The sequence below is a fragment of the Streptomyces sp. NBC_01092 genome (assembly GCF_045039535.1).
Lineage (GTDB): Bacteria > Actinomycetota > Actinomycetes > Streptomycetales > Streptomycetaceae > Streptomyces.
Map to the genome: position 1 here is coordinate 6,653,940 of NZ_CP108659.1, position 23,837 is coordinate 6,677,776.

The window sequence follows — 23,837 nt, forward strand, 5'->3', positions numbered from 1 at the left end:
GTCGATGTGCTGTTAACCGTTTGTTGCATTCTGGTTGGGCGGAACCTTGAAATCGCTTCCTAGCGTCTTCGACGTGCCAGTAACTCCGACAAAGACCCGGCGAGTGGCCGTACTCGCGGACTCCGACACCCGGTGGAAATGGGGCGCGCTCACCGCGAACCGTATCGCTCCGGAGGATTCGGACATCCGTCTGGACGGATACCTCCTGCGCGGCCGGGCCACCCCCACAGCCCGTCAGCTCCAGGAAGTCGGCGTCCACGCCGACTCCCTCAGCGAGGTGACCGCCGTCGAGTTCCTGCGCACCATGGCGCAGGAGTCGTACGACGTCCTGGTCCTCGCCCTGGTCGGCGGTGGCGTGCAGGCCATGCTGCACGGCCTGAAGCGGGTGTGGGAGGGCAAGGCCGAGCGGCCCGCCGTCGTCACCGGCTATGTCGGAGTCGTCTACGAGAAGCTCGCCGACGGCCTGCTGCTGCGGCACGGCGCGGACCTCGTCCTCGCCAACTCCCGCCAGGACGCCGAGCGTTTCCGCGCGGTGTACGAGGGGGTCGGCGCCGACGCCTCCTCGGTGACCGAGGTCGCGCTGCCGTTCCTCGGCGGCGAGCCCTACGCCGGCGAGCACGACCCGTACACGGTCGTCTTCGCGGCCCAGCCCTCCGTGCCGGACAACCGCAGGGACCGTACGTACCTGCTGAACCGCCTGATCCAGCACGCCCGCAAGCACCCCGAGCGCGAGGTGCTGCTGAAGCTGCGCTCCAAGCCGGGTGAGCACACCACGCACATCGAGGAGCTGCCGTACCAGAAGCTGGTCCAGCGGCTCGACCCGCCGGCCAACTTCAAGCTGGTCTACGGGAACATGGGCGAGGTCCTCGACCGCGCCGACCTGATGGTCACCATCAGCTCCACGGCGGCGCTGGAGTCGCTGCACCGCCGTATCCCCACCGTCGTCCTCAGCGACCTCGGGGTGCGCGAGGTGCTCGGCAACCACCACTTCGTGGGCTCCGGCTGCCTCGCCTCCTGGGACCAACTGGACGAGGGGCACCGGCCGACGCCCGACGAGGAGTGGGTGTCCCGGCAGGGCGTCTGCGCCGACGGTTCCTACGCCACCGCCTTCGACCCGGCCCGTGAGCGCATCGCCAAGCTGCTCGGGCGGCCCGGCGGAATGCCCGCCCTGACGCCGTATTACACGCCGGCCACCGCGCCCGGCTATCTGCCCGGCATCCTCGCCCGCCACCACCTCGGCCCGGACGGCAGCCCGCTGCCCGGCGCCCCCGCCCACGACAAGGAGCCCGGCCCGGTCCGCCAGATAGTGCGCCGGGCGGCACGCGGCGCCTATCGCCATGGCGTCCAGCGCGTGGCCCCTGTCATCCGGCGGATGGGGGAGCTGTGAGCGACCCGACGACCGACCTGGGGACCGGGGCGCCGGGACGCGCCCCGCAGCCTTCGCAAGGAGCCCAAGGAGTAATGCCCATGTCCAACCCGGAAGCAGGCCAAGACGCCTCAGCACCCCGCGTGCTCGCCGTGATCCCCGCGCGGGGCGGCTCCAAGGGCGTGCCCGCGAAGAACCTGATGCCCGTCGGCGGTGTACCGCTCGTGGCCCGCGCGGTGCGCGAGTGCCGGGCTTCCCGGCTCGTCACGGATGTCGTCGTCTCCACCGACGACCAGGGCATCGCGGCCGCCGCCCGGCAGGCCGGCGCCGACGTGGTGCTGCGCCCCGCCGCCATCGCCGGTGACACCGCCACCTCCGAGGCGGCCGTCCTGCACGCCATGGACGCGCACGAGGCACAGCAGGGCAGGCCGGTGGACGTGGTCCTGCTCGTGCAGTGCACCAGCCCGTTCATCATCAGCGAGGACCTCGACGGCGTCGTCAAGGCCATCGTCGCGAACGGCGCCGACACCGCGCTGACCGTCGCGCCCTTCCACGGCTTCGTGTGGCGCCACGGCGACGACGAGCCGGCCGCGGCCGAGTCCGAGCGCGCTGCCGCCGGCGGCGGCTACGGCGTCAACCACGACAAGTCCTTCCGCCCGCGCCGCCAGGACCGCCCCCAGGACTTCCTGGAGACCGGCGCCGCCTACGCGATGAACGCCGCGGGCTTCCGCGAGCACAAGCACCGCTTCTTCGGTCGCACCGAACTCGTGCGCACCGACCCCGCCCGGGTGCTGGAGATCGACGATCCGCACGACCTGGCCCGCGCCCGCGCGCTGGCGCCGCTGTTCGACGCGGACCGTCCCGGCGCCCTCCCGACCACGGACGACATCGACGCGGTCGTACTGGACTTCGACGGCACCCAGACAGACGACAGGGTGCTGATCGATGCCGATGGAAAGGAGTTCGTCTCCGTACACCGCGGAGACGGCCTCGGCATCGCGGCCCTGCGCAAGAGCGGGCTCAAGATGCTCATCCTCTCCTCGGAGCAGAACCCGGTCGTCGCCGCCCGCGCACGGAAGCTGCAGATTCCCGTGCTGCACGGCATCGACCGGAAGGACCTCGCGCTGAAGCAGTGGTGCGAGGAGCAGGGCATCGCGCCTGAGCGCGTGCTCTACGTCGGCAACGACGTCAACGACCTCCCGTGCTTCGCCCTCGTGGGCTGGCCCGTGGCGGTCGCGAGCGCCCACGACGTCGTGCGCGGCGCCGCACGCGCGGTCACCGCCACACCCGGCGGGGACGGCGCCATCCGAGAGATCGCCAGCTGGATCCTCGGCCCCTCTCTCGATTCCCTCACCAAGTAAGGACATCTCTGCCATGAGCACCAACTCCCGCATCCGCAACTTCGGCACCCGCGAGGTCGGCCCCGGCAAGCCCGTCTACATCTGTGGCGAGATCGGCATCAACCACAACGGTGACCTGGAGAACGCCTTCAAGCTCATCGACGTCGCCGCCGAGGCCGGCTGTGACGCCGTGAAGTTCCAGAAGCGCACCCCGGAGATCTGCACCCCGCGCGACCAGTGGGACATCGAGCGCGACACCCCCTGGGGCCGGATGACCTACATCGACTACCGCCACCGTGTGGAGTTCGGTGAGGACGAGTACCGCCAGATCGACGAGCACTGCAAGAAGCGCGGCATCGACTGGTTCGCCTCCCCGTGGGACACCGAGGCCGTCGCCTTCCTGGAGAAGTTCGACGTCCCGGCCCACAAGGTCGCCTCCGCGTCCCTCACGGACGACGAGCTGCTGAAGGCGCTGCGCGCCACCGGCCGCGCGGTCATCCTCTCCACCGGCATGTCGACGCCGAAGCAGATCCGCCACGCGGTCGAGGTCCTCGGCTCGGACAACATCCTCATGTGCCACGCCACCTCCACGTACCCGGCCAAGGCCGAGGAGCTGAACCTCCGCGCGATCAACACGCTGGAGAAGGAGTTCCCGAACGTTCCGATCGGCTACTCCGGCCACGAGACGGGCCTGCAGACCACCCTCGCCGCGGTCGCGCTCGGGGCGACCTTCGTCGAGCGTCACATCACCCTGGACCGCGCCATGTGGGGTTCGGACCAGGCCGCCTCGGTCGAGCCGCAGGGCCTGACCCGCCTCGTCCGCGACATCCGCACCATCGAGGAGTCCCTCGGTGACGGCGTCAAGAAGGTCTACGACTCCGAGCTCGGCCCGATGAAGAAGCTGCGCCGTGTCGCCGGTGTCGTCGCCGAGGCCGAGATCGCCGCGGCTGCTGGCGAGCCGGTCCAGGTCTGAGCCGACTGCCGACAGTAGAACAGTGGTTTGGGGCGGACGCCGGCGGGCGTCCGCCCCTTCCGCCCAGAACGCCTTGAGTTCCCAGCGCGCCGAGAGCGCCTTACGACGGGACGGTCGTACGCCGATGAGCCCCCGTGCCGGGTCAGCCGGCCAGCAGACTCTCGCCTTCGTCGAGAGTCCGGTACAGCTCCTGAACGTGCTGGAGTGGGCGCACGCCCAGACCCTGCACTCCCATGGCGCACCGCCCGGTGGGCTCACCCTCGTGGTCCTGTCCCCGATCGATCCGATGACCCGCGGCCAGCTCCGCCGGATGGCCGAACTGGCCCGCGAGGACGGCCACGAGGTCCGCTGGGAGGAGGCGCGGGGCGGTCCCCTGGCGCCCTTCCAGACCATCGGCGGCCTCTCGGGCCTGCTCCGCCGGGCCGAGCGCGTCGTCCTCGGCGACCCCTTCTCCCGCTACGTACAGCTGCTGCTGACGATCACCAAGGCCCGCGACCTCGTCGTGGTCGACGACGGCACGGCGACCATGGAGTTCGTCGCCCAGCTGGCCCGCGGGGAGCGCCTGGTGCGCTGGCACCGCAAGGGCGGGCGCCCCGGGCCCAGGGACCTGATCTTCGCGCCCGTGTCGTCCTCGGCCCGCCGCCGCCTCACGCCGAGCCAGAACCGCCGGGTGGAGATCTTCTCCTCCATGCCGATGGACGAGACCCTGGCGGACGTGACGGTCACCGCCAACACCTTCGCCTGGACCCGTGACCGCTTCGGGCCGCCCCGTATCACCAAGGGCGCGGACATGGTCGGCACGTCCTTGGTCGAAACGGGCGTCGTCGACGGCGACCGCTACCTCGAAGCCGTCCGCTCCCTGGCCAAGGCGCACGGCGCCACCCGCTACTTCGCCCACCGCCGCGAGAGCGCGAAGAAGCTGCACCGGCTGGCGGTGGAGACGGGCCTGGAGATCGTCCGTCCCGACCTCCCGCTGGAGCTGATCGCCCGGCGCGGGCCCATAGGCCGTACGATCCTCAGCTTCCCGTCCACGGTCGTCCACACCCTGCCGCTGGCCCTGTCCGGCACGGAGGTCCGCGTCGCGGTCTGCGACATCGACCCCGCGTGGCTGACGGAGAACGCCTCGCCGCGGGCGCAGGGCTTCCTGTCGGGTGTCACCGGGACGGCGCGGGACGTGCACCGGCTGTCGGCGGTCAGCGCGGTCTGAGGCCGGTGGGTCAGCGCCCTCCCGCACCGGGCTTCTCGGCGAGGAGGAACGCCCGCGGGCGCTTCTCCTCGCCGCCGGGCTCCCGCACGATCCGGGCGTGGAGCCGCAGCCCCGCGTCACCCAGATGCTCGATGACGGTGTCCGGCGTGCGCCAGTAGTAGTCGAGCGCGATCTCCTGGCCGAAGCGCTCGGACATATGCAGCCGGTCCTCGCTGTCGCCGGACTGGAACGCCAGCAGCACCGGGGCACCGGGCCGCAGGACGCGCTGGAACTCGGCGAACGTCGCGGGCAGGTGGTCGTCCGGGATGTGGATGACCGAGTACAGGGCGAGGATCCCGCCCAGGGTCTCGTCCGGCAGGTCCAGCGCGGTCATCGAGCCCACGTGGAACCGGAGTCCGGGGTGCGCGCGGCGGGCCAGGGCCACCATCCGCGGCGAGAGATCGACTCCGAAGACCGGCGTGCCGAGGGCGTCGAGGTGGGCGGTGACGGAACCGGGGCCGCTGCCCAGGTCCGCGACGGGCGCCGGGGCGTGCTCGCGGGCCAGCTCGGCGAAGGCGGTGACGAGGGAGCGGTCCAGGGGAGCGCTGTCGGCCGACCAGTCGGAGAAGCGGTCCGTGTAGGCGGGGGCGATGGCGTCGTACGAGGCGCGGGTGGCCTCCAGGAAGTCGGCGTACTCGGCGATCGAGGGGTTCTGGGAGTTCTCGGCGGTCACGCGCCGCACCCTAGTGCGGGCGGCGGACGGCCGTCCGGGAGTTCACCGGGGGTGTGCCAGGAGTTCCCGGTTCCTCAGCTCAACCCCCGGCAGCCGGCCAGGGGATGACCGGCACCGATCGTGAACTCCCTGATCCGGCCCAGGCATTGGCTGACGACAAGGGGGATGAGCTCCGAACGGATCCTTTCCACCGGGGTTACCGGTCGACCGACCTGCTGCGGCTGGTCCAGGCCCAGGTCGGGCGGCGGCCGAGATCGAAGACCTGCTCGCGTGCCACTCCGAACGCATCGAGGCGACCCAGCGCGGTCCACGCCCCCGAGGGCCCGCCCCGGCGCGTTCACCGGGCGTGTGCGATCCCGACAGGTGAACACAACCGACGGTTCTGTTCGCGGCGTGGTATCCGTGGAGTGTGGAGGGTCGACATCGTCACTCTCCGTCGATTCCATGATCGACTCGACGGAAAGACGGGCGAGTTTACCCACCCAAACCGATACCTATGCGTCGGGCGGCCAGATTTTCTTCCCCAAACGGGTTGAACTTTTGTTGATCGAGGGTCAGTTGGCCACCTCGGCGTCCTACCCTTCAGAGGGTGAACCAACTGATGTCCCCAGAGTCCGAGGCCGATCAACCAGGGGCAGCGTTCCTCCCCGGCGCCCTGCCGGAGGCGCTCCGTGCCGAACTCGTGGAGTTCCGGCGCGACTTGCACATGCACCCCGAGCTCGGAAACCAGGAGTTCCGCACCACCGCCGCGATCAAGGCCCGGCTGGAAAAGGCCGGCCTGGGGCCCCGCGTGCTCGCCATCGGAACCGGGCTCATCTGCGACATCGGTGAGTGGGACGAGGGGCGCCCCATGCTCGCCCTGCGTGCCGACATCGACGCCCTGCCCATCCCGGACACGAAGAGTGACTGCCCGTATCGCTCGACGGTGCCCGACCGGGCGCATGCGTGCGGGCACGACGTGCACACGACCGTGGTGCTGGGCGCCGGGCTGGTGCTCGCCGAGCTGCTCAAGCGCGGGGAGCTGCCCCGGCCCGTCCGGCTGATCTTCCAGCCCGCCGAGGAGGTGCTCCCCGGCGGAGCCGCCGACGTCGTCGAGTGCGGGGTCCTCGACGGGGTGGGCCGGATGCTCGCCGTGCACTGCGACCCCAAGGTGGACGCCGGGAAGATCGGCCTGCGCCAAGGCGCGATCACCTCGGCCTGCGACCGGCTCGAAATCGCCCTCGACGGGCCCGGCGGGCACACCGCCCGCCCCCATCTGACGACCGACCTCGTCACCGCCGCCGCCCGGGTCGTCACCGACGTGCCCGCGCTGGTCGCCCGGCGCACCGACGCCCGCAGCGGCCTCGCGGTGACCTGGGGGCGGATCGACTCCGGCCACGCGCCCAACGTCATCCCGCAGCACGCCGAGCTCTCCGGGACCGTGCGCTGCCTGGACCTCGACACCTGGCGGCAGGCGCCGGACCTCGTCGTCGCCGCGATCGACGAGGTCGCCAACCTCCATCGCGCCAAGTCGGAGATCAACTACATCCGCGGTGTCCCGCCCGTGGTCAACGACCCCGCCGCGACCGAGCTGCTGCACGAGGCCATGACGGCCCGCCGGGGCGCCGACTCGGTCGAGAGCACCGAGCAGAGCCTGGGCGGCGAGGACTTCTCCTGGTACCTGGAGCACGTGCCCGGCGCCATGGCCCGGCTGGGTGTGCGCATGCCGGGGGACCGGGTCGGTCGTGATCTGCACCAGGGTGACTTCGACGTGGACGAGTCGGCCATCACGGCCGGGGTGGAGCTCTTCACGGCGGCGGCACTCCTCGACGCCGCGGGTTAGGCGGGGCCCCCGTCGCCGTTCGGGGCGCGGTCGCCGTTCGGGCCGCCGACGCCGTTCGGGGCGCGGTCGCCCGGCGGGCTCCTCGCGGCCGGTCGCGCCCGTGTGGCCCAGCCGTATCCCGATCGGCCCATTGCCGCCGGCGTTCCGGTTGCGGTCGGCACACGGCGGGGGGAGTCTGGCCCCATGGCGGGCGGTCCTGTGTGCCATCAGGGTGGAGGCACCTGTGGTGCTGGCGCCCTGTGCGTGCCTTTCGATCCGATGGTTCACAAGGCCGTAACCGGCCATCGGCACGAATGGATAACGGCAAGGCGAAACCCCGTTCCCAGGAGTGTCTACGCGCGTTACTGTGCGCCGAACTCAGCACCCACTGCGGGTCTTGGAGAATGGGGACTACACGATGCGTCGGACATCCAAACTGACCCGTGTCGCGGTGGGGGTCGCGTCGATCGCGCTCGCCGCCACGGCGTGCGGTGGTACCAGCAGCGACGGCGGCAGCGACAGCGACGGCAGCGGCGACACCAAGGGTCTCGCCATCGCGTACGACATCGGCGGCAAGGGCGACCAGTCCTTCAACGACGCCGCGTACGCGGGCCTGCAGAAGGCCCAGAAGGAGTTCGGTTACAAGACCGCCGACATCGAGCCCACCGAGGGCGAGACGGACGCCGACAAGGAACAGCGTCTGGCCTCCCTCGCCAAGCAGGGCTACAACCCGGTGATCGGCGTCGGCTTCGCCTACGGTCCCGCGATGGAGGCCACGGCCAAGAAGTACCCGGACACGACCTTCGGCATCGTCGACTCGGTCGTCGAGGGTGAGAACGTCGCCTCCCTCGTCTTCGCCGAGGAGCAGGCCTCGTACCTGGCCGGCGTCGCCGCGGCCAAGGCCACCAAGACCAACACGGTCGGCTTCGTCGGTGGTGTGGACGTTCCGCTGATCCACAAGTTCGAGGCCGGCTACAAGCAGGGCGTCCAGGACACCAACCCCAAGGTGAAGGTCCTGTCGCAGTACCTGACGCAGACCGCCGAGGAGGGTGGCTTCTCCAGCCCGGACAAGGGCAAGGCCGCCGCCGAGGGCCAGATCGAGAAGGGCTCCGACGTCGAGTACGCGGCCGCCGGTCTGTCCGGCCAGGGCGTCATCGAGGCCGCCGCGAAGGCCAAGGTCTGGGCGATCGGCGTCGACTCCGACCAGTACGAGCAGGCGGCTCTCGCCAACTACAAGAACTACATCCTGACCTCCGCCCTCAAGGACGTCGGCGGCTCGGTCTACGCGCTCGCCAAGTCCGTCGAGGACGGCAAGCCGCTGACCGGCACCCAGACCTTCGACCTGAAGGTCAACGGCGTCGGCCTGGCCGAGTCCAACCCGCAGTTCGCGAAGATCGCCGGTCTCTCGGACGCCGTGGCGAAGGCCAAGGCAGGCATCATCGACGGCTCCATCAAGGTCAAGACCGAGTAGCAGCAGTCGTACGCAGGACGAGCGGGCGGGCATCCGAGGGTGCCCGCCCGCTTCGTGTTTCCGTGAGTTGGGCACGGCCGCATAACAAGGTGGACAGAAGGGGTTTTCAGGCTGGTCTACGCGCGTTAATCTGCGGCGAAAGCCAGCGCCGTTGCTGTGAAGCTGTCCCGAGCTCTACCGTCCGGCGCTGTTACGACAGGAGTCTCAACACATGCGCCGGATTTCCCGGATCACGGTCGCAGGCGCAGCGACCGCCTCTCTGGCCCTCGCGCTCTCCGCCTGTGGCGGCACCTCGACCTCGGCCTCCTCGGAGTCGAAGGGCGGCAACAAGGGCCTCGCCATCGCGTACGACGTCGGCGGCAAGGGCGACCAGTCCTTCAATGACGCGGCCTACGCGGGCCTGGAGCAGGCGAAGAAGGAGTTCGGGTACGACACGGCCGATGTCGAGCCCACCGAAGGCGAGACGGACGCCGACAAGGAGCAGCGACTGGCGTCGCTGGCCAAGCAGGGCTACAACCCGGTCATCGGTGTCGGCTATGCGTACGCCGCCGCCGTGAAGGGCGCCGCGGAGAAGTTCCCGGACACCACCTTCGGCATCGTGGACGACTCCACGGTCGAGTCGAAGAACGTGGCCGACCTGGTCTTCTCCGAGGAGCAGGCCTCGTACCTCGCCGGTGTCGCCGCGGCCAAGAGCACCAAGACGAACACGGTCGGCTTCGTGGGCGGTGTGGACATCCCGCTGATCCACAAGTTCCAGGCCGGCTTCGAGCAGGGCGTCAAGGACACCAACCCGCAGGCCAAGGTCCTCACCCAGTACCTCACGCAGACCGCGGAGGAGGGTGGCTTCTCCAGCCCGGACAAGGGCAAGACGGCCGCCGAGGGCCAGATCGAGAAGAAGGCCGACGTCGTCTACGCCGCCGCCGGTCTGTCCGGCCAGGGCGTCATCGAGGCCGCCGCCGCCAACAAGGTGTGGGCGATCGGTGTCGACTCCGACCAGTACAACCAGGAAGCCCTCGCCAAGTACAAGGACTACATCCTGACCTCGGCGATGAAGGACGTCGCGAAGGCGGTCCACAGCCTCGCGAAGTCGGTCAAGGACGGTAAGCCCGGGACCGGTATCGTTCGTGGCGATCTGAAGACCGGCGAGGTGAGCCTGTCGAACTCCAACCCGAAGTTCGCGGACAATGCCGAGCTCCAGGAAGCCATCAAGACGGCCAAGGAGAAGATCGTCAGCGGCGAGATCAAGGTCGCGACCAGCTGACGAAGCAAGACCCTGAGCAGCGGTAACCAAGGGGTTACGTCCGCTCAACGGGGTACGGGGAGACTTCTCCCCGTACCCCGTTGTCGAGGTGCGTCGGCCCCTTATCAGGCCATAGGGGCGCTACGCGCGTAGACGACCCCCGTCCCCAGGAGAGTGCGCCATCAACGCGTCCAGCAGCCCTCCGGCCGACGCGGCGGTCAACGGTCAGGTGACCGCCGTCGAGCTCGCCGGGATCACCAAGCGATTCCCGGGCGTCGTGGCCAACCACGACATCCACCTCACCGTCCGCAAGGGCACTGTCCACGCCCTCGTCGGCGAGAACGGCGCCGGCAAGTCGACGCTGATGAAGATCCTCTACGGCATGCAGAAGCCGGACGAGGGCACCATCGCGATCGACGGCCGGCAGGTGACCTTCTCGTCGCCGGCCGACGCCATCGTCCGCGGCATCGGCATGGTCCACCAGCACTTCATGCTCGCGGACAACCTCACCGTCCTCGAGAACGTGGTCCTGGGCAGCGAGAAGCTCTACGGCATCGGCGCCAAGGCCCGCCGCAAGATCAAGGAGATCTCCGAGCGCTACGGCCTCGGCGTCGAGCCCGACCGCCTGGTCGAGGAGCTCGGTGTCGCCGCCCGCCAGCGCGTGGAGATCCTCAAGGTCCTCTACCGCGGCGCCACCACGCTGATCCTCGACGAGCCGACGGCCGTCCTGGTGCCGCAGGAGGTCGACGCGCTCTTCGACAACCTGCGCGAGCTGAAGGCCGAGGGCCTGTCGGTCATCTTCATCTCCCACAAGCTGGGCGAGGTGCTCTCCGTCGCCGACGAGATCACCGTGATCCGCCGCGGTACGACGGTGGGCACGGCCGTCCCCGCCGAGACGACTTCGAAGCAGCTCGCCGAGATGATGGTCGGCAGCGAGCTGCCCACGCCCGAGACCGCCGAGTCCACGGTCACCGACCGCCCGGTCATCACCGTCGACAAGCTGCGCCTGGAGGCGGCCGGCGGCAAGGCCCTGCTGGACGACATCACCTTCACCATCCACGCGGGCGAGGTCCTGGGCCTCGCCGGCGTCGAGGGCAACGGCCAGACGGAGCTGGTCGACGCGCTCATCGGCCTCAAGGGCGCCGACTCCGGCACGATCACCCTCATCGAGGAGGAGATCACCGGCTGGTCCACCCGCAAGCGCCGCGAGCAGGGCTTCGGCTACATCCCCGAGGACCGCCACCGGCACGGCCTGCTCCTGGAGGCCCCCCTCTGGGAGAACCGCATCCTCGGCCACGTCACCGAGAAGCCCCTCGCCAAGGGCGTCTGGCTGGACCCGAAGGCGGCCCAGGCGGACACCCGGCGGATCGTGACGGAGTACGACGTCCGCACCCCCGGCATCGACGTCACCGCCGCCTCCCTGTCCGGCGGCAACCAGCAGAAGCTGATCGTCGGCCGCGAGATGAGCCACAAGCCGCGCTTCCTGATCGCCGCGCACCCCACCCGTGGTGTGGACGTCGGCGCGCAGGCCGCGATCTGGGACCACATCCGCGAGGCCCGCCGCGAGGGCCTGGCCGTGCTGCTGATCTCCGCCGACCTGGACGAGCTGATCGGCCTGTCCGACACCCTCCGCGTGATCTACAACGGCAAGCTGGTCGCGGACGCCGACCCGGCCACCATCACGCCGGAGCAACTGGGCTCGGCGATGACGGGTGCCGCCACCGGGCACCTCGAGCACGACGACACGACCCCCGAGACTCCCGACCTGAGCAAGTCTCCCGAGTCCGGCGAAGACGAGGCCCGCTGATGAAGAAGTTCGACAAGGAGCGCGTGCTCCTCGCGGTGGCCGGACCGGTCATCGCGCTCGCCGTGGCCTTCGTGCTCAGCGCGATCGTCCTGCTCGCCTCGGGCAAGAGCCCGGTCGAGCCGTACGCCCTGATGTTCGAGCAGCTCGGCTTCTCGGACATCCAGGTCCTGATCATCAACCAGGCCTCGCTGTACTACATCGCGGCCCTGGCGGTGGCCATCGGCTTCCGGATGAACCTGTTCAACATCGGTGTCGACGGCCAGTACCAGCTCGGCGCCATGATGGCCGCGATCGTCGGCGCCCACGCGAACCTGCCGGCCGCCCTCCAGGTCCCGCTGCTGCTCCTCACCGCGGTCTGCACCGGCGCCTTCTGGGCCGGCATCGCCGGTGTCCTCAAGGTCACCCGCGGCGTCAGCGAGGTCGTCGCGACGATCATGCTCAACGCGATCGCCACCTCGGTCATCGGCTACCTGTGGCTGCCCAGCGTCTTCGGCGTCAAGGTCGGCAACAACAACACCACCGGCGAGATGCACGAGTCCGGCTGGATCCCCGGCATCAGCATGGGCGACGCCGGCGAGATCTACGGCCTGATCTTCCTCGCCGTCGTGCTCGGCATCGCCTACTGGGTCACCCTCAACCGCACCCGCTTCGGCTTCGACCTGCGCGCCTCCGGCGCCTCGGAGACGGCCGCCGCGGCCAGCGGTGTCGACCCCAAGCGCATGGTGCTCAGCGCCATGCTGCTCTCCGGCGGCATCGCGGGCCTGGCCGGTCTGCCGATCCTGCTCGGCGACACTCACACGTACAGCCTGAACTTCCCCACCGGCATCGGCTTCCTCGGCATCGGCATCGCCCTGCTCGGCCGCAACAGCCCCGTCGGCATCGCGTTCGCCGCCCTGCTGTGGGCCTGGCTCGACAAGGCCTCGCCCGAGCTGGACTTCCACGGCTACGACAAGGAGATCGCGGTCATCATGCAGGGCCTGATCGTCCTCTCGGTCGTCGTCTCCTACGAGGCCGTCCGTGAGTGGGGCCTGCGCCGTCAGCAGCGCCGGGTCGGCGCCGAACTGGCTGCCGGTCACGTCCTCGGCGCCAACAACACGAAGGAGGTGGCTGGCCGATGACCACCCCGCAGACTTCAGCGGTCGACGTCAACCAGCCCACGCTGCAGCCCGCGGCGCCGACCGGCCGCCGCCTGTCGTGGCCCGTCCTGCTGCTTGTCATCGCCGGAGCCCTGGCGCTGACCTCGATCGTGCGCATCATCACCGGCGCCGACGGCATCACCAACGTCAGCCAGATGTCCACCGCGCTCCAGCTCGCCGTGCCGATCGGCCTCGCCGGCCTCGGCGGTCTGTGGGCCGAGCGGGCGGGCGTCGTCAACATCGGCCTCGAGGGCATGATGATCCTCGGCACCTGGTTCGGTGCCTGGGCCGGCTTCCAGTGGGGCCCGTGGACCGGTGTCGTCGTCGGCATCCTCGGCGGCTGCATCGGCGGCATCCTGCACGCCATCGCGACCGTCACCTTCCGCGTCAACCACATCGTCTCCGGTGTGGCGATCAACATCCTCGCCCTCGGCATCACCCGCTACCTCGCGCCCCTCGCCTTCGTGGGCCACGCGGGCGGCTCCGCCAAGCAGTCCCCGGCGATCGACTCGCTCGGCAACTTCACGATTCCGGGCCTGTCCGACGGGCTGCGGGACCTGAACGACCAGGGCTGGTTCTTCATCTCCGACATCGCCGGTCTGCTCGGCGGTCTGGTCACCAACGTCTCCTGGCTGACCCTGATCGCCGTGGCGCTGATCCCCGGCACCTGGTGGATCCTGTGGCGCACCGCCTTCGGTCTGCGGCTGCGCTCCTGCGGTGAGAACCCGGTCGCGGCCGAGTCCCTCGGTGTGAACGTCTACAAGTACAAGTACATCGCCGTGATCATCTCCGGCGGCCTGGCCGGTCTCGGTGGCGCCTTCCTGTCCATCGTGGCCAACCCCTTCTACCTGGAGGGCCAGGTCAGCGGCCGTGGCTACATCGGTCTCGCCGCGATGATCTTCGGCAACTGGATGCCGGGCGGCCTCGCCCTGGGCGCCGGCCTGTTCGGCTACACCGACAGCCTCAACCTGCGCGGCGGCTCCACCAACGTCCACGCCCTGCTGCTGCTCGGCGCGCTCCTGCTGATCATCGGCGCGATCTGGCTGGTGGTCCGCAAGAAGTACGCCCCGTCGATGATCACCGCGGTGATCGGCGCCCTGGTGTACACCTGGTACGCCACCACCAACGAGGTGCCCAACCAGGTCGTCTCCGCCACGCCGTACGTCGTCACGCTCGTCGTGCTCACGCTGTCCGCGCAACGCCTGCGGATGCCGAAGGCGGACGGCCTGCCGTACCGGAAGGGCGAAGGCAAGTGACCCCGGCCGCCACGCACGACGTCGACTGGGACAAGCTGCGCGCCGCGGCGCTGGACGCCATGTCCCGGGCCTACGCCCCGTACTCCGGCTTCCCGGTCGGGGTCGCGGCCCTGGTCGACGACGGCCGCACGATCACCGGGTGCAACGTCGAGAACGCCTCGTACGGCCTTGCCCTCTGTGCCGAGTGCGGGCTGGTCTCGGAGCTGCACAACACCGGGGGCGGCCGGCTGACGCACTTCACGTGCGTGGACGGCCAGGGCGATGTGCTGGTCCCGTGCGGCCGCTGTCGCCAGCTGCTCTTCGAGTTCGGCGGCCCGGAGCTCCTGCTGGAGACCCCGGCGGGCATCCTGCCGCTGTCGGAGATGCTGCCCCAGGCCTTCGGGCCGGGACACCTGCGCAAGTAACTCCCGTACGGCCCCTCCGAGTCGCTCATGCGACCGGCTCGGAGGGGCCGTACGGCTTCTGGAACCCTCGGAAGGAAGCAAAGCCATGGCCATGGACGCCATCTCCGTCATCCGCACCAAGCGGGACCGCGGTGAGCTCAGCGACGAGCAGATCGACTGGGTCATCGACGCGTACACCCGCGGGGAGGTCGCCGACTACCAGATGGCCGCCCTCAACATGGCGATCCTCCTCAACGGCATGAACCGCCGTGAGATCGCCCGCTGGACGGCCGCGATGATCGCCTCCGGCGAGCGCATGGACTTCTCGTCCCTGTCCCGCCCGACGGCCGACAAGCACTCCACGGGCGGCGTCGGCGACAAGATCACCCTCCCGCTCGCGCCCCTGGTCGCGGCGTGCGGTGCCGCCGTGCCCCAGCTCTCGGGCCGGGGCCTCGGCCACACCGGCGGCACCCTGGACAAGCTGGAGTCGATCCCGGGCTGGCGGGCCCTGCTCTCCAACGAGCAGATGCTGAACGTCCTGGACACCACCGGCGCGGTGATCTGCGCGGCGGGCGACGGCCTGGCCCCCGCGGACAAGAAGCTGTACGCGCTCCGGGACGTCACCGGCACGGTCGAGGCGATCCCGCTGATCGCTTCCTCGATCATGTCGAAGAAGATCGCGGAGGGCACGGGTTCGCTGGTCCTGGACGTCAAGGTCGGCACGGGCGCCTTCATGAAGACGATCGAGGACGCCCGTGAGCTGGCGTCCACGATGGTCGGCCTCGGCACCGACCACGGAGTGAAGACGGTCGCGCTCCTCACGGACATGTCCACCCCGCTCGGCCTCACGGCGGGCAACGCGCTGGAGGTCCGCGAGTCGGTGGAGGTCCTGGCAGGCGGCGGCCCCGCGGACGTCGTGGAGCTCACCATCGCTCTCGCCCGCGAAATGCTGGACGCCGCCGGGGTGAAGGACACCGACCCCGCGAAGGCCCTGGCCGACGGCTCGGCGATGGACGTCTGGCGGCGCATGATCGCGGCCCAGGGCGGCGACCCGGACGCGGAACTGCCGGTGGCGCGCGAGCAGCACGTCATCAAGGCCCCCTCCTCCGGCATCCTGACCCGCCTCGACGCCTACGACATCGGTGTCGCCGCCTGGCGCCTGGGCGCCGGACGCGCACGCAAGGAGGACCCGGTGCAGGCGGGCGCGGGCGTCGAGATGCACGCCAAGCCGGGCGACACGGTCACCGAGGGCCAGCCCCTGCTGACCCTGCACACCGATACCCCGGAGCGCTTCGAGTACGCGCTCCAGTCGGTGGAGGGCTCCTACGACATCGCAGCGGCGGGGACGGACTTCACGGCGTCGCCGGTGGTGCTGGAGCGCATCGCCTGACCAGGGGTTTCCTCATTCGGGTGAACGGGATCGGTGGACCTTCACCGGTCCCGTTCGGCATGCTGGGATCGGTGACGCACCGATAGGAGACCGCCATGAGCGCACTCACCGTGAGCCAGGACCCCGACCAGAGCTGGGACGACCTCGTCCGGTTCTGGGAGGAGATGGAATGGCCCGAGGGCAGCAAGGTGGAGATCATTGAGGGGATCATCACCGTGTCACCCGCTCCCGCATCCCGCCACAACGTGATCGCGGCCCGCATTCAGCGTCGCCTCTACTCCGCGATCCCCGAGGATTGGGAGATCTTCCAGACACTGGCGATCGCCGTGCCGTCACGTCTGGGCATGCTCATCCCTGACCTGCTCGTGGCGCCCGTGCAGGAATGCGCGGAGGCGGAATCCCACATCCCGGCAGCCCTGGCCGAACTCGTCGTCGAGGTGACCTCCAAGTCCAACGCCCAGCACGACCGCGTCAGCAAGCCCGCGGCCTACGCTACCGCTGGGATCCCGCTCTACTTGCTGATCGACCGCTGGGCCCCCGGCGGCCCCACCGCCACGCTCTTCGGAGAGCCGAAAGGCGATGTGTACCGGGTGTTGAGCGCCGTGAAGTTCGGTGACCCCATCAAGCTGCCGGAGCCGTTCGACGTCACGATCGACACCGATGAGTTCCCGGTCGACTGACCGTCAGCCCAGCAAGGCAGCAACGACCACCAACACCGGCACCGATATCACCGTCGACAGCAGGATCGAGTCCCGGGCCAGTCGTTCGGCCACGCGGTAGCTCGACGCATACGTGAACAGGTTCTGCGCGGCAGGCAGTGCCGAGGTCACCACCACGTCCAGCAGCGGAGCGCCCCGCAACCCGAACACCCCCGCCGCCAGTGCCCAGGCCGCCGCCGGCTGGCCGACGGACTTCAGGGCGACCGAGAGGAACACCGGGTGACGGTCCGGGCCGCGGCCCGGCATCGTGCTGCCGCACAGGGAGATGCCGAACGCCAGCAGGACCGCCGGGACCGACATGCCGCCGATCAGGGTCAGGGGGTCCAGGACGGGGGCCGGGATGCGGAGCCCCGTCGCCGACACCGCCACGCCCGCCAGTGAGCCGACCGCGATCGGATTGCGCAGCGGCGTCAGCAGACGGCGCCACAGGGGGCCCTTCTCGCCCTTGCCCGACAGGTCGAGGATCGTCAGGGCGATCGGGGTGACCCCGACCAGCTGGAACAGCAGCACCGGCGCCACGAGGGACGCGTCGCCCAGGACGTACACCGCGATCGGGATGCCGAGGTTGCCGGAGTTGACGTAGCTGGAGCACAGCGCGCCGATCGTCGTACGGCCCACGCCCCAGTGCCGTACGACACCCACCGCGACGAAGACACCGGCCGCCGCTGCCGTGCTCAGTGCCGTGACCAGAAGGCGGCTGGAGAAGATCACCGAGAGGTCGGTCTGGGCGAGGGTGGTGAACAGCAGGGCCGGGGACGCCACGTGGAAGGCCAGCTTGGTGAGGACCTCGCGGCCCTGGTCGCCGAGGTAGCCGCGGCGGCCGATCGCATAGCCCACGGCGATGACGACCGCGATCACCGCGAATCCCGTCAACACCCCCTGCACGGAACCCCCTTGGCGGGGTGCAGGCCGCAGGGTATTCGGGGGTGAGACGATACGTGGGGCATACAGCAAACCCTCCTGGGAAGGAGGGGACCAGGTCAATGTGATCTCGGTCGGCGGACACCCCCCGGGGGCTCCGGCCGCGATGAGTTATCCGCCCCCGCCCGGTCTACCGATCGTGGACGCCATGACACCCGCTGTACTCGTGCTGGCCGGCCCCGTCACCCGAGACGAGGTGGCGGGGCTGTGCGACGACGTACGGGCCCGGCTGGAGACCGGTGGGGCGAGAGTCGTGGTGTGCGATGTGGGTGGGCTGGGACCGCCCGGGCTCGGTGTCGTGGATCTGCTGGCGCGGCTCCAGCTCGCCGCGCGGCGGGCCGGGGGCCGGATCAGGCTGCGTGACCCCGATCCCGCGCTACACGCCCTCCTCGACCTGGTCGGCCTGCGCTTCGAGGTGGAGCGGGAGTCCGAACAGCGGGAACCAGCGCTTGGTGTCGAGGAAGAAGTGGAACCCGGTGAGCCGGCCGTCTGAGATCTCCAGGACCTGCACCGCCCACGGTGTGTAGCCGCCCGCCTCGGGGTCCGGCTTGTACTGGGCGAAGCCAGGCAGACCGTTCACCTGGACCGGCACCAGCCGTGAGCCCTCGCAGGCCGAGCCCAGCGTCGTCATGAAGCCGGTGATGTCGTCGTGGCCCGTCAGCCACAGGTCGAACGGCGGCATCGTCATGATGGCGTCCTCGTGCAGCAGCGCCGTCAGTGCCGTCATGTCATAGCCCTCGAAGGCCGCGACATACCGGTCCAGGAGCTTTTGCTGCTCCTCGTCCAGCTGGTCCGAGACGGTGGCCGTGGCGCCCGGCTGCTGCTGCTCGGCGAGGGTGGCGCGGGCCCGCTGGAGGGCGCTGTTGACCGATGCGACCGTCGTGTCGAGCAGCTCCGCGACCTCGCTCGCCCGCCAGGCCAGCACCTCGCGCAGGATCAGCACCGCGCGCTGCTTGGGCGGCAGCTGCTGGAGGGCGGCCATGAAGGCGAGCCGCACCGACTCCTTGGCGACCGCCGCCTCCGCCGGGTCCTCGGTGCTGGGCAGCACGCGGCTGTCCGGCATCGGCTCCAGCCAGGTGTTGTCCGGACGGGGCGAGAGCGCCGCCTGGGCCAGCGGCGTCGACTCCGTCAGGTCCATCGGGCGGGCCCGCTTGTTGCCGGCCGTCAGCATGTCCAAGCACACGTTCGTCGCGATGCGGTACAGCCACGAGCGGAGACTGGAGCGCCCCTCGAACTTGTCGTAGCTCCGCCAGGCGCGCACCATCGTGTCCTGCACCGCGTCCTCGGCCTCGAAGGACGAGCCGAGCATGCGGTAGCAGTACCCGGTCAGTTCGACGCGGTGTTTCTCCAGCCTGACATCGAGGTCCGTTGTCTTTGTCGCCGTGCCGTCGCTCATCGTCCACCCACCCCTGTGGCCGTGCTGTGTCGCGCCTCTGCGCCCAGTACTTGGAAGCTACCGCAGCCCACTGACAACGGCCCCTGGAGCGGACGAACACCCAGGTGAGAGGCGTACAAAAGCCGATCCCCCCGACCGGCCGACCCCGGTCGGGGGGAAAGGGGACGTGCGACTCAGGCCGTCGCGAGCCGCTGCTGGGCCCTAGGGCCGGCCGGCCCTTGCCGCACGTGTTCCGAGGACGGTGATCGTCACCACGCCGAGCACCGCAAGCAGGCCGACCCCGACCGTGCCGGCCCAGCCGCCCGCGTGGAAGGCGATCGCGCCGACCGTGCTGCCCGCGCTGGAGCCCACGTAGTACGCGGACTGGTAGAGCGCGGCGGCCTGGGCGCGGCCCCGGGTGGCCGTCTTGCTGACCGCCGAGGACGCCACCGCGTGGCCCGCGAAGAAGCCGCCGGTGATCAGGACCAGGCCGAGGAGGACCATCGGGAGCGAGCCCGCCAGGGACAGCAGCAGGCCCGCCGCCGTGGTCGCGCCCGCCGCGTAGAGGGCGCCCCGGCGACCCAGTCGGCCCACCAGCCGGCCTGCCGTCGACGCCGACACGGTGCCGACCAGATACACCAGGAAGATCGAGCCGACGATGCCCTGGGGCAGCGAGAACGGCGCCTCGGTCAGGCGGTAGCCGATCACCGTATACACGCCGCCGAACACCGTCATGAACAGCGCGCCGATCGCGTACAGGCGGCACAGCAGCGGGTTCGCCAGGTGCTCGCGCACCGTGCGGGCCAGGACGCGCGGGCGCAGCGAGCCCGGCTTGAAGTGGCGTGGCGCGGGCAGCAGCAGCCGGAAGGCCACCGCGCAGGCCACCGCGATCACGCCGATCACACCGACCGCGACCCGCCAGCCCCACTCCTGCGCGACCCAGCCGGTGATCACCCGGCCGCTCATCCCGCCGACGCTGTTGCCCGCGACGAACAGCCCGATCGCCGTGATCAGCGCCTTCGGCCGGACCTCCTCGGCCAGATACGCCGTCGCCGACGCCGGCAGCCCGGCCAGCGCGGCGCCCTGGAGCGCCCGGAGCACGACCAGGGAGGTCAGGTTCGGCGCGAAGGGGACCAGCAGCCCGAGGGTCACCGCGACCGCCAGCGACGCCGTCATGACCGTACGGCGTCCGAACCGCTCCGACAGCGCGCTCATCGGCAGCACGAACAGCGCCAGACCGCCGGTCGCCGCCGCCACCGTCCAGCTCGCCTCGCTCGCCGCCACCCCGAACTCACCCGAAATCAGCGGCAGCAGCGCCTGCGTGGAGTACAGGAGCGCGAAGGTCGCGACACCGGCGAGGAAGAGGGCGAAGCTCATCCGGCGGTAGCCGGGGCCGCCCGGGGCCATTCGGGAGTCGACGACGGGGACTGCGGGTGTGGCGCCCACGGTGATGGACGCCTCGGTACTGGCGGGAGACATGCTTCGAAGCTACGTACGGCCCCGCTCATCCGTCCAATGCATGGAATCGCCATAATCGTTCCCATGGAGCATCAGCAGAGGTCACGGGCCCGTCTGTCACCATCCAGTGACACAGAAGACATGGTGATGTTGCTGGCGCCCCGCCTCGCGTACTTCGCCGGCGTCGCCCGCACCGAGCACGTCACCCGCGCCGCGCAGGAGATGCAGGTCCCGCAGTCCACGCTCTCGCGCGCCATGGTCCGCCTCGAACAGGACCTGGGCGTCGACCTGTTCGCCCGCCGTGGCCGTACGGTCTCCCTGACCCCGGCCGGCCGCACCTTCCTCGCCTCCGTCGAACGCGCCCTCGCCGAGATCGGGCGGGCCGCCGAAGAGGTCCGTGCCGACGCCGACCCGGCCACCGGCAAGGTCGCCTTCGGCTTCCTGCACACCATGGGCGCGGAGACGGTGCCCGGCCTGATCCACGCCTTCCGCGCCGACCACCCCCGGATCCGCTTCAGCCTCGTCCAGAACTACGGCGAGGCGATGATCGAGCGGCTGCGGTCCGGCGAGCTCGACCTGTGCCTGACGTCCCCGGTGCCGGACGCCCCGGACCTGGTGGCCCGCCGACTGGACGAGCAGAAGCTCCGCCTGGTCGTGCCCGCCGATCACCGCCTGGCCTCGCGCAAGCGCGTCCGTCTCGTGGAGGCCGCCGACGAGACGTTCGTGACGCTGGAACCCGGCTACGGCATGCGCAGGATCACCGACGACCTGTGCCAGGAGGCGGGCTTCAAGCCGCGCATCGCCTTCGAGGGGGAGGAGGCGGAGACCCTGAGGGGCCTGGTGGCGGCGGGCTTGGGGGTCGCGCTCCTTCCCCCGCCGGCCGTACCCCGCCCTGGAGTGGTGGAACTGACGGTCACGGCCCCGAGGGCGGCACGGGAGATCGGCGTGGCCTGGCTGGCGGACAGGCCGGACACGCCGCCGGTGGCCGCCTTCAAGAAGTTCCTGCTTTCAAGAAGGGGAAGCCTCTTGCCCTAGGGGCGCGGGGCCGCATCGATATCCGGCTCCGCCGCGTGGGCGCGACCAGCCACCGACAACCCGCACCCGCCGACGGACAACAGCCTGCAACGGCGCTACCGCCGCAACGACCGACCGAACCCCGCAGCCAACGGCATCCGCAACCCCAGTGGAGGCGGAGCCGCGAACGCGTCGGCGAGCGGCCGCGAGAACGCCCTGCCGAACAGCACCCCCATGACGAAGTCCTCGGCCAGCGCGAGGACTTCGGCTCGGTGCTGATGCAACGCGTGCCGGTCGGAGTGCACTTCGAACCGGCACACGTCCCGGTTCGCCTTCTTCGCCCGCTCCGCCAGCCGGAACGACAGCTCGGGGTCGGTCCGCTCGTCGTTCGTGCCGTGCACGACCAGCACGCGCCGGCCCGCGAGCTGCTTCACCGGTTCGGGTGCGGCCGCCATGTCGTCCTCCGGCAGCCAAGGCGCGATCGCCAGCACGGAGTTGACGGCGTCGTGGCCGCCGGCGCGCAGGGCCGCCCGGCCGCCCATGTCCATCCCGACGAGGCACACGGGGACGTCCCCATAGCGCCGTACGGTCTCGTCGGCAGCCCACAGCGCGTCGCTCGCGAGGTCCGCGGCGTTGCCGTTCCAGCCGCGGAAGCGGTAGCGGACGACGTGCGTGGCCAGGCCGTCCTCGCGTCCCGCCCGCGTCAGACGGCGGCCCAGTGTCCGCACGGGGGAGGTCGCCAACAACGTCGCCGGCTTGCGATGTGAGACCTCGTCACCTCCGGGAAGCAGGAGAACCACTCCGCTCACCGCCGTCGGCTCCGGCCCGATCGCCCTGCCCAGCCGGACCCTGCGCACCGGCGTCGCTTGGTGTGCCATGACAGAACAGTGTCAGAAGCATCGGTGTACGCCACCCGTCCTCGGGGTCACCGTTACGTATCGACGGATTCGTACAACCAGGAAAATGGGGTGTTCAGCGGGTGATCTACGCGCGTAGGCGTTATGGTGCGGAAATGACGAGCGAGACTGCCCAGAAGGCGAACACCCCGAGCTCGGACCAGATCCGCCGGGCGCCGAAGGTTCTGCTGCACGATCACCTCGACGGCGGGCTGCGCCCCGGCACGATCGTCGAGCTGGCCCACGAGACGGGCTACTCCCAGCTCCCCGAGACCGACCCCGGCAAACTCGGCGTCTGGTTCCGGGACGCCGCCGACTCCGGATCCCTGGAGCGGTATCTGGAGACCTTCTCCCACACCGTCGGCGTGATGCAGACCCGCGACGCCCTGGTCCGGGTCGCGCGCGAGTGTGCCGAGGACCTCGCCGAGGACGGCGTCGTCTACGCCGAGGTGCGTTACGCGCCCGAACAGCACCTCGAAGGCGGGCTCAGCCTCGAAGAGGTCGTCGAGGCCGTGAACGAGGGCTTTCGCGAGGGCGAGCAGATCGCGCGGCAGAACGGCCACCGCATCCGCGTGGGCGCCCTCCTCACCGCCATGCGGCACGCCGCCCGCTCGCTGGAGATCGCCGAACTCGCCAACCGCTACCGCGATCTGGGCGTCGTCGGCTTCGACATCGCGGGCGCCGAGGCCGGGCATCCGCCCACCCGGCACCTCGACGCCTTCGAGTACCTCAAGCGCGAGAACAACCACTTCACCATCCACGCCGGCGAGGCCTTCGGGCTGCCGTCCATCTGGCAGGCCCTGCAGTGGTGCGGCGCCGACCGGCTGGGGCACGGGGTGCGCATCATCGACGACATCCAGGTGCAGGCCGACGGGTCCGTGAAGCTGGGGCGGCTCGCCTCGTACGTACGGGACAAGCGCATCCCGTTGGAGCTGTGCCCCAGCTCCAACCTCCAGACGGGCGCCGCCGATTCGTATGCCGCCCATCCCATCGGGCTGCTGCGCCGGCTGCACTTCCGGGCGACCGTGAACACCGACAACCGGCTGATGTCACATACGAGTATGAGCCGGGAGTTCGAGCATCTTGTCGACGCTTTCGGATACACGCTCGATGACATGCAGTGGTTCTCCGTCAATGCGATGAAATCATCGTTCATTCCTTTCGATGAACGGCTCGCGATGATCAATGACGTCATCAAGCCTGGATATGCCGAACTGAAGTCCGAATGGCTGTTCCGGCAGACCGCCTCTACCAGCGACTCTGCGCAAGTACAGGGCTGACCTGGGATCCTGTGGTCACACGGAATGCGGGCGGCATTCACAATCCGTCCGCATTTCGATGTTTGCGGCCGGGTGCGGGGCGTGTTTACGGT

Annotated in this window: 21 protein-coding genes; 16 read left to right on the forward strand and 5 right to left on the reverse strand. The window is 70.1% G+C overall.

Annotated elements, in window-relative coordinates; translation table 11 throughout:
* Positions 1–103 precede the first annotated feature (103 nt).
* The 4 genes from OG254_RS30405 (at position 104) to OG254_RS30420 (ending at position 4,886) form a co-directional block, all read left to right on the forward strand.
* Positions 104–1,387 carry a DUF6716 putative glycosyltransferase gene (locus OG254_RS30405; RefSeq protein WP_405587884.1) on the forward strand — a complete coding sequence of 428 codons (1,284 nt, stop codon included), beginning with the start codon at positions 104–106 and terminating at the stop codon, positions 1,385–1,387.
* Positions 1,388–1,467: 80 nt separating this feature from the next.
* Positions 1,468–2,727: a cytidylyltransferase domain-containing protein gene (locus OG254_RS30410; protein ID WP_405587887.1), complete on the forward strand. Its 1,260-nt coding sequence runs from the start codon at positions 1,468–1,470 to the stop codon at positions 2,725–2,727.
* Between the two features lie 13 nt (positions 2,728–2,740).
* Positions 2,741–3,679, forward strand: a complete 939-nt coding sequence (locus OG254_RS30415) for an N-acetylneuraminate synthase family protein (protein WP_351197674.1) — start codon at positions 2,741–2,743, stop codon at positions 3,677–3,679.
* 124 nt (positions 3,680–3,803) lie between these two features.
* The gene (locus tag OG254_RS30420) at positions 3,804–4,886 is read left to right on the forward strand and encodes a hypothetical protein (protein WP_405587890.1); all 1,083 of its coding nucleotides are present in this window, start codon (positions 3,804–3,806) and stop codon (positions 4,884–4,886) included.
* A gap of 10 nt (positions 4,887–4,896) precedes the next feature.
* Here OG254_RS30420 and OG254_RS30425 read toward each other — a convergent pair whose 3' ends face one another.
* Entirely contained in the window at positions 4,897–5,598 is a 702-nt protein-coding gene (locus OG254_RS30425) for a class I SAM-dependent DNA methyltransferase (protein WP_405587893.1), read from the reverse strand.
* 601 nt (positions 5,599–6,199) lie between these two features.
* Here OG254_RS30425 and OG254_RS30430 point away from each other — a divergent pair.
* From OG254_RS30430 to OG254_RS30470, 9 genes are all read left to right on the forward strand, one after another.
* Entirely contained in the window at positions 6,200–7,420 is a 1,221-nt protein-coding gene (locus OG254_RS30430) for a M20 family metallopeptidase (RefSeq protein ID WP_405587896.1), read from the forward strand.
* 397 nt (positions 7,421–7,817) lie between these two features.
* Positions 7,818–8,870, forward strand: coding sequence for a BMP family protein (locus tag OG254_RS30435; RefSeq protein ID WP_405587899.1), 1,053 nt, complete (start codon positions 7,818–7,820; stop codon positions 8,868–8,870).
* 211 nt (positions 8,871–9,081) lie between these two features.
* The gene (locus OG254_RS30440; RefSeq protein ID WP_147993314.1) at positions 9,082–10,131 is read left to right on the forward strand and encodes a BMP family protein; all 1,050 of its coding nucleotides are present in this window, start codon (positions 9,082–9,084) and stop codon (positions 10,129–10,131) included.
* Between the two features lie 208 nt (positions 10,132–10,339).
* Positions 10,340–11,917 (forward strand): ABC transporter ATP-binding protein, encoded by a 1,578-nt coding sequence (locus tag OG254_RS30445; protein ID WP_405587902.1) that lies wholly within the window; start codon positions 10,340–10,342, stop codon positions 11,915–11,917.
* Positions 11,917–13,035 (forward strand): ABC transporter permease, encoded by a 1,119-nt coding sequence (locus tag OG254_RS30450; RefSeq protein WP_405587905.1) that lies wholly within the window; start codon positions 11,917–11,919, stop codon positions 13,033–13,035. The genes OG254_RS30445 and OG254_RS30450 overlap by 1 nt, the downstream gene beginning before the upstream one ends.
* Positions 13,032–14,309: an ABC transporter permease gene (locus tag OG254_RS30455; protein WP_405587908.1), complete on the forward strand. Its 1,278-nt coding sequence runs from the start codon at positions 13,032–13,034 to the stop codon at positions 14,307–14,309. Before OG254_RS30450 ends, OG254_RS30455 begins: the two co-directional genes overlap by 4 nt.
* A complete protein-coding gene (locus OG254_RS30460) occupies positions 14,306–14,713 on the forward strand; it encodes a cytidine deaminase (protein ID WP_351197657.1) in 408 nt (135 codons plus the stop codon). The genes OG254_RS30455 and OG254_RS30460 overlap by 4 nt, the downstream gene beginning before the upstream one ends.
* Before the next feature lie 91 nt (positions 14,714–14,804).
* A complete protein-coding gene (locus OG254_RS30465; RefSeq protein WP_405595270.1) occupies positions 14,805–16,082 on the forward strand; it encodes a thymidine phosphorylase in 1,278 nt (425 codons plus the stop codon).
* 95 nt (positions 16,083–16,177) lie between these two features.
* The gene (locus OG254_RS30470; protein WP_405587911.1) at positions 16,178–16,762 is read left to right on the forward strand and encodes a Uma2 family endonuclease; all 585 of its coding nucleotides are present in this window, start codon (positions 16,178–16,180) and stop codon (positions 16,760–16,762) included.
* Between the two features lie 3 nt (positions 16,763–16,765).
* Here OG254_RS30470 and OG254_RS30475 read toward each other — a convergent pair whose 3' ends face one another.
* Entirely contained in the window at positions 16,766–17,686 is a 921-nt protein-coding gene (locus OG254_RS30475; protein WP_405587914.1) for an AEC family transporter, read from the reverse strand.
* A gap of 142 nt (positions 17,687–17,828) precedes the next feature.
* On the opposite strand from OG254_RS30475, the gene OG254_RS30480 reads away from it, so the two are divergent.
* Positions 17,829–18,215, forward strand: coding sequence for an STAS domain-containing protein (locus OG254_RS30480; RefSeq protein ID WP_405587916.1), 387 nt, complete (start codon positions 17,829–17,831; stop codon positions 18,213–18,215).
* Here OG254_RS30480 and OG254_RS30485 read toward each other — a convergent pair.
* Together OG254_RS30485 and OG254_RS30490 are read right to left on the reverse strand one after the other, a co-directional pair.
* Positions 18,099–19,118 (reverse strand): sigma-70 family RNA polymerase sigma factor, encoded by a 1,020-nt coding sequence (locus OG254_RS30485; protein WP_405587919.1) that lies wholly within the window; start codon positions 19,116–19,118, stop codon positions 18,099–18,101. The genes OG254_RS30480 and OG254_RS30485 overlap by 117 nt on opposite strands.
* Before the next feature lie 201 nt (positions 19,119–19,319).
* Entirely contained in the window at positions 19,320–20,576 is a 1,257-nt protein-coding gene (locus OG254_RS30490; RefSeq protein WP_405587922.1) for an MFS transporter, read from the reverse strand.
* A gap of 63 nt (positions 20,577–20,639) precedes the next feature.
* Here OG254_RS30490 and OG254_RS30495 point away from each other — a divergent pair, with 63 nt between their 5' ends.
* Positions 20,640–21,590 carry a LysR family transcriptional regulator gene (locus OG254_RS30495; RefSeq protein WP_405587925.1) on the forward strand — a complete coding sequence of 317 codons (951 nt, stop codon included), beginning with the start codon at positions 20,640–20,642 and terminating at the stop codon, positions 21,588–21,590.
* Between the two features lie 95 nt (positions 21,591–21,685).
* Here OG254_RS30495 and OG254_RS30500 read toward each other — a convergent pair whose 3' ends face one another.
* Entirely contained in the window at positions 21,686–22,447 is a 762-nt protein-coding gene (locus OG254_RS30500; RefSeq protein WP_405587928.1) for an alpha/beta hydrolase, read from the reverse strand.
* A 134-nt stretch (positions 22,448–22,581) separates the two neighbouring features.
* Between OG254_RS30500 and OG254_RS30505 the strand changes: the two genes are divergently transcribed.
* The gene (locus tag OG254_RS30505; protein WP_405587930.1) at positions 22,582–23,745 is read left to right on the forward strand and encodes an adenosine deaminase; all 1,164 of its coding nucleotides are present in this window, start codon (positions 22,582–22,584) and stop codon (positions 23,743–23,745) included.
* Positions 23,746–23,837 lie beyond the last annotated feature (92 nt).

Excerpts from the sequence above, each read along its gene's own strand:
- OG254_RS30435 (WP_405587899.1), top strand. The coding sequence starts at position 7,818 with ATGCGTCGGACATCCAAACTGACCCGTGTCGCGGTGGGGGTCGCGTCG.
- OG254_RS30420 (WP_405587890.1), top strand. The coding sequence starts at position 3,804 with ATGAGCCCCCGTGCCGGGTCAGCCGGCCAGCAGACTCTCGCCTTCGTC.
- OG254_RS30440 (WP_147993314.1), top strand. The coding sequence starts at position 9,082 with ATGCGCCGGATTTCCCGGATCACGGTCGCAGGCGCAGCGACCGCCTCT.
- OG254_RS30500 (WP_405587928.1), bottom strand. The coding sequence starts at position 22,447 with ATGGCACACCAAGCGACGCCGGTGCGCAGGGTCCGGCTGGGCAGGGCG.
- OG254_RS30415 (WP_351197674.1), top strand. The coding sequence starts at position 2,741 with ATGAGCACCAACTCCCGCATCCGCAACTTCGGCACCCGCGAGGTCGGC.
- OG254_RS30505 (WP_405587930.1), top strand. The coding sequence starts at position 22,582 with ATGACGAGCGAGACTGCCCAGAAGGCGAACACCCCGAGCTCGGACCAG.
- OG254_RS30430 (WP_405587896.1), top strand. The coding sequence starts at position 6,200 with ATGTCCCCAGAGTCCGAGGCCGATCAACCAGGGGCAGCGTTCCTCCCC.
- OG254_RS30465 (WP_405595270.1), top strand. The coding sequence starts at position 14,805 with ATGGACGCCATCTCCGTCATCCGCACCAAGCGGGACCGCGGTGAGCTC.
- OG254_RS30410 (WP_405587887.1), top strand. The coding sequence starts at position 1,468 with ATGTCCAACCCGGAAGCAGGCCAAGACGCCTCAGCACCCCGCGTGCTC.
- OG254_RS30485 (WP_405587919.1), bottom strand. The coding sequence starts at position 19,118 with ATGAGCGACGGCACGGCGACAAAGACAACGGACCTCGATGTCAGGCTG.
- OG254_RS30495 (WP_405587925.1), top strand. The coding sequence starts at position 20,640 with ATGGAGCATCAGCAGAGGTCACGGGCCCGTCTGTCACCATCCAGTGAC.
- OG254_RS30480 (WP_405587916.1), top strand. The coding sequence starts at position 17,829 with ATGAGTTATCCGCCCCCGCCCGGTCTACCGATCGTGGACGCCATGACA.
- OG254_RS30470 (WP_405587911.1), top strand. The coding sequence starts at position 16,178 with ATGAGCGCACTCACCGTGAGCCAGGACCCCGACCAGAGCTGGGACGAC.
- OG254_RS30455 (WP_405587908.1), top strand. The coding sequence starts at position 13,032 with ATGACCACCCCGCAGACTTCAGCGGTCGACGTCAACCAGCCCACGCTG.
- OG254_RS30450 (WP_405587905.1), top strand. The coding sequence starts at position 11,917 with ATGAAGAAGTTCGACAAGGAGCGCGTGCTCCTCGCGGTGGCCGGACCG.
- OG254_RS30490 (WP_405587922.1), bottom strand. The coding sequence starts at position 20,576 with ATGTCTCCCGCCAGTACCGAGGCGTCCATCACCGTGGGCGCCACACCC.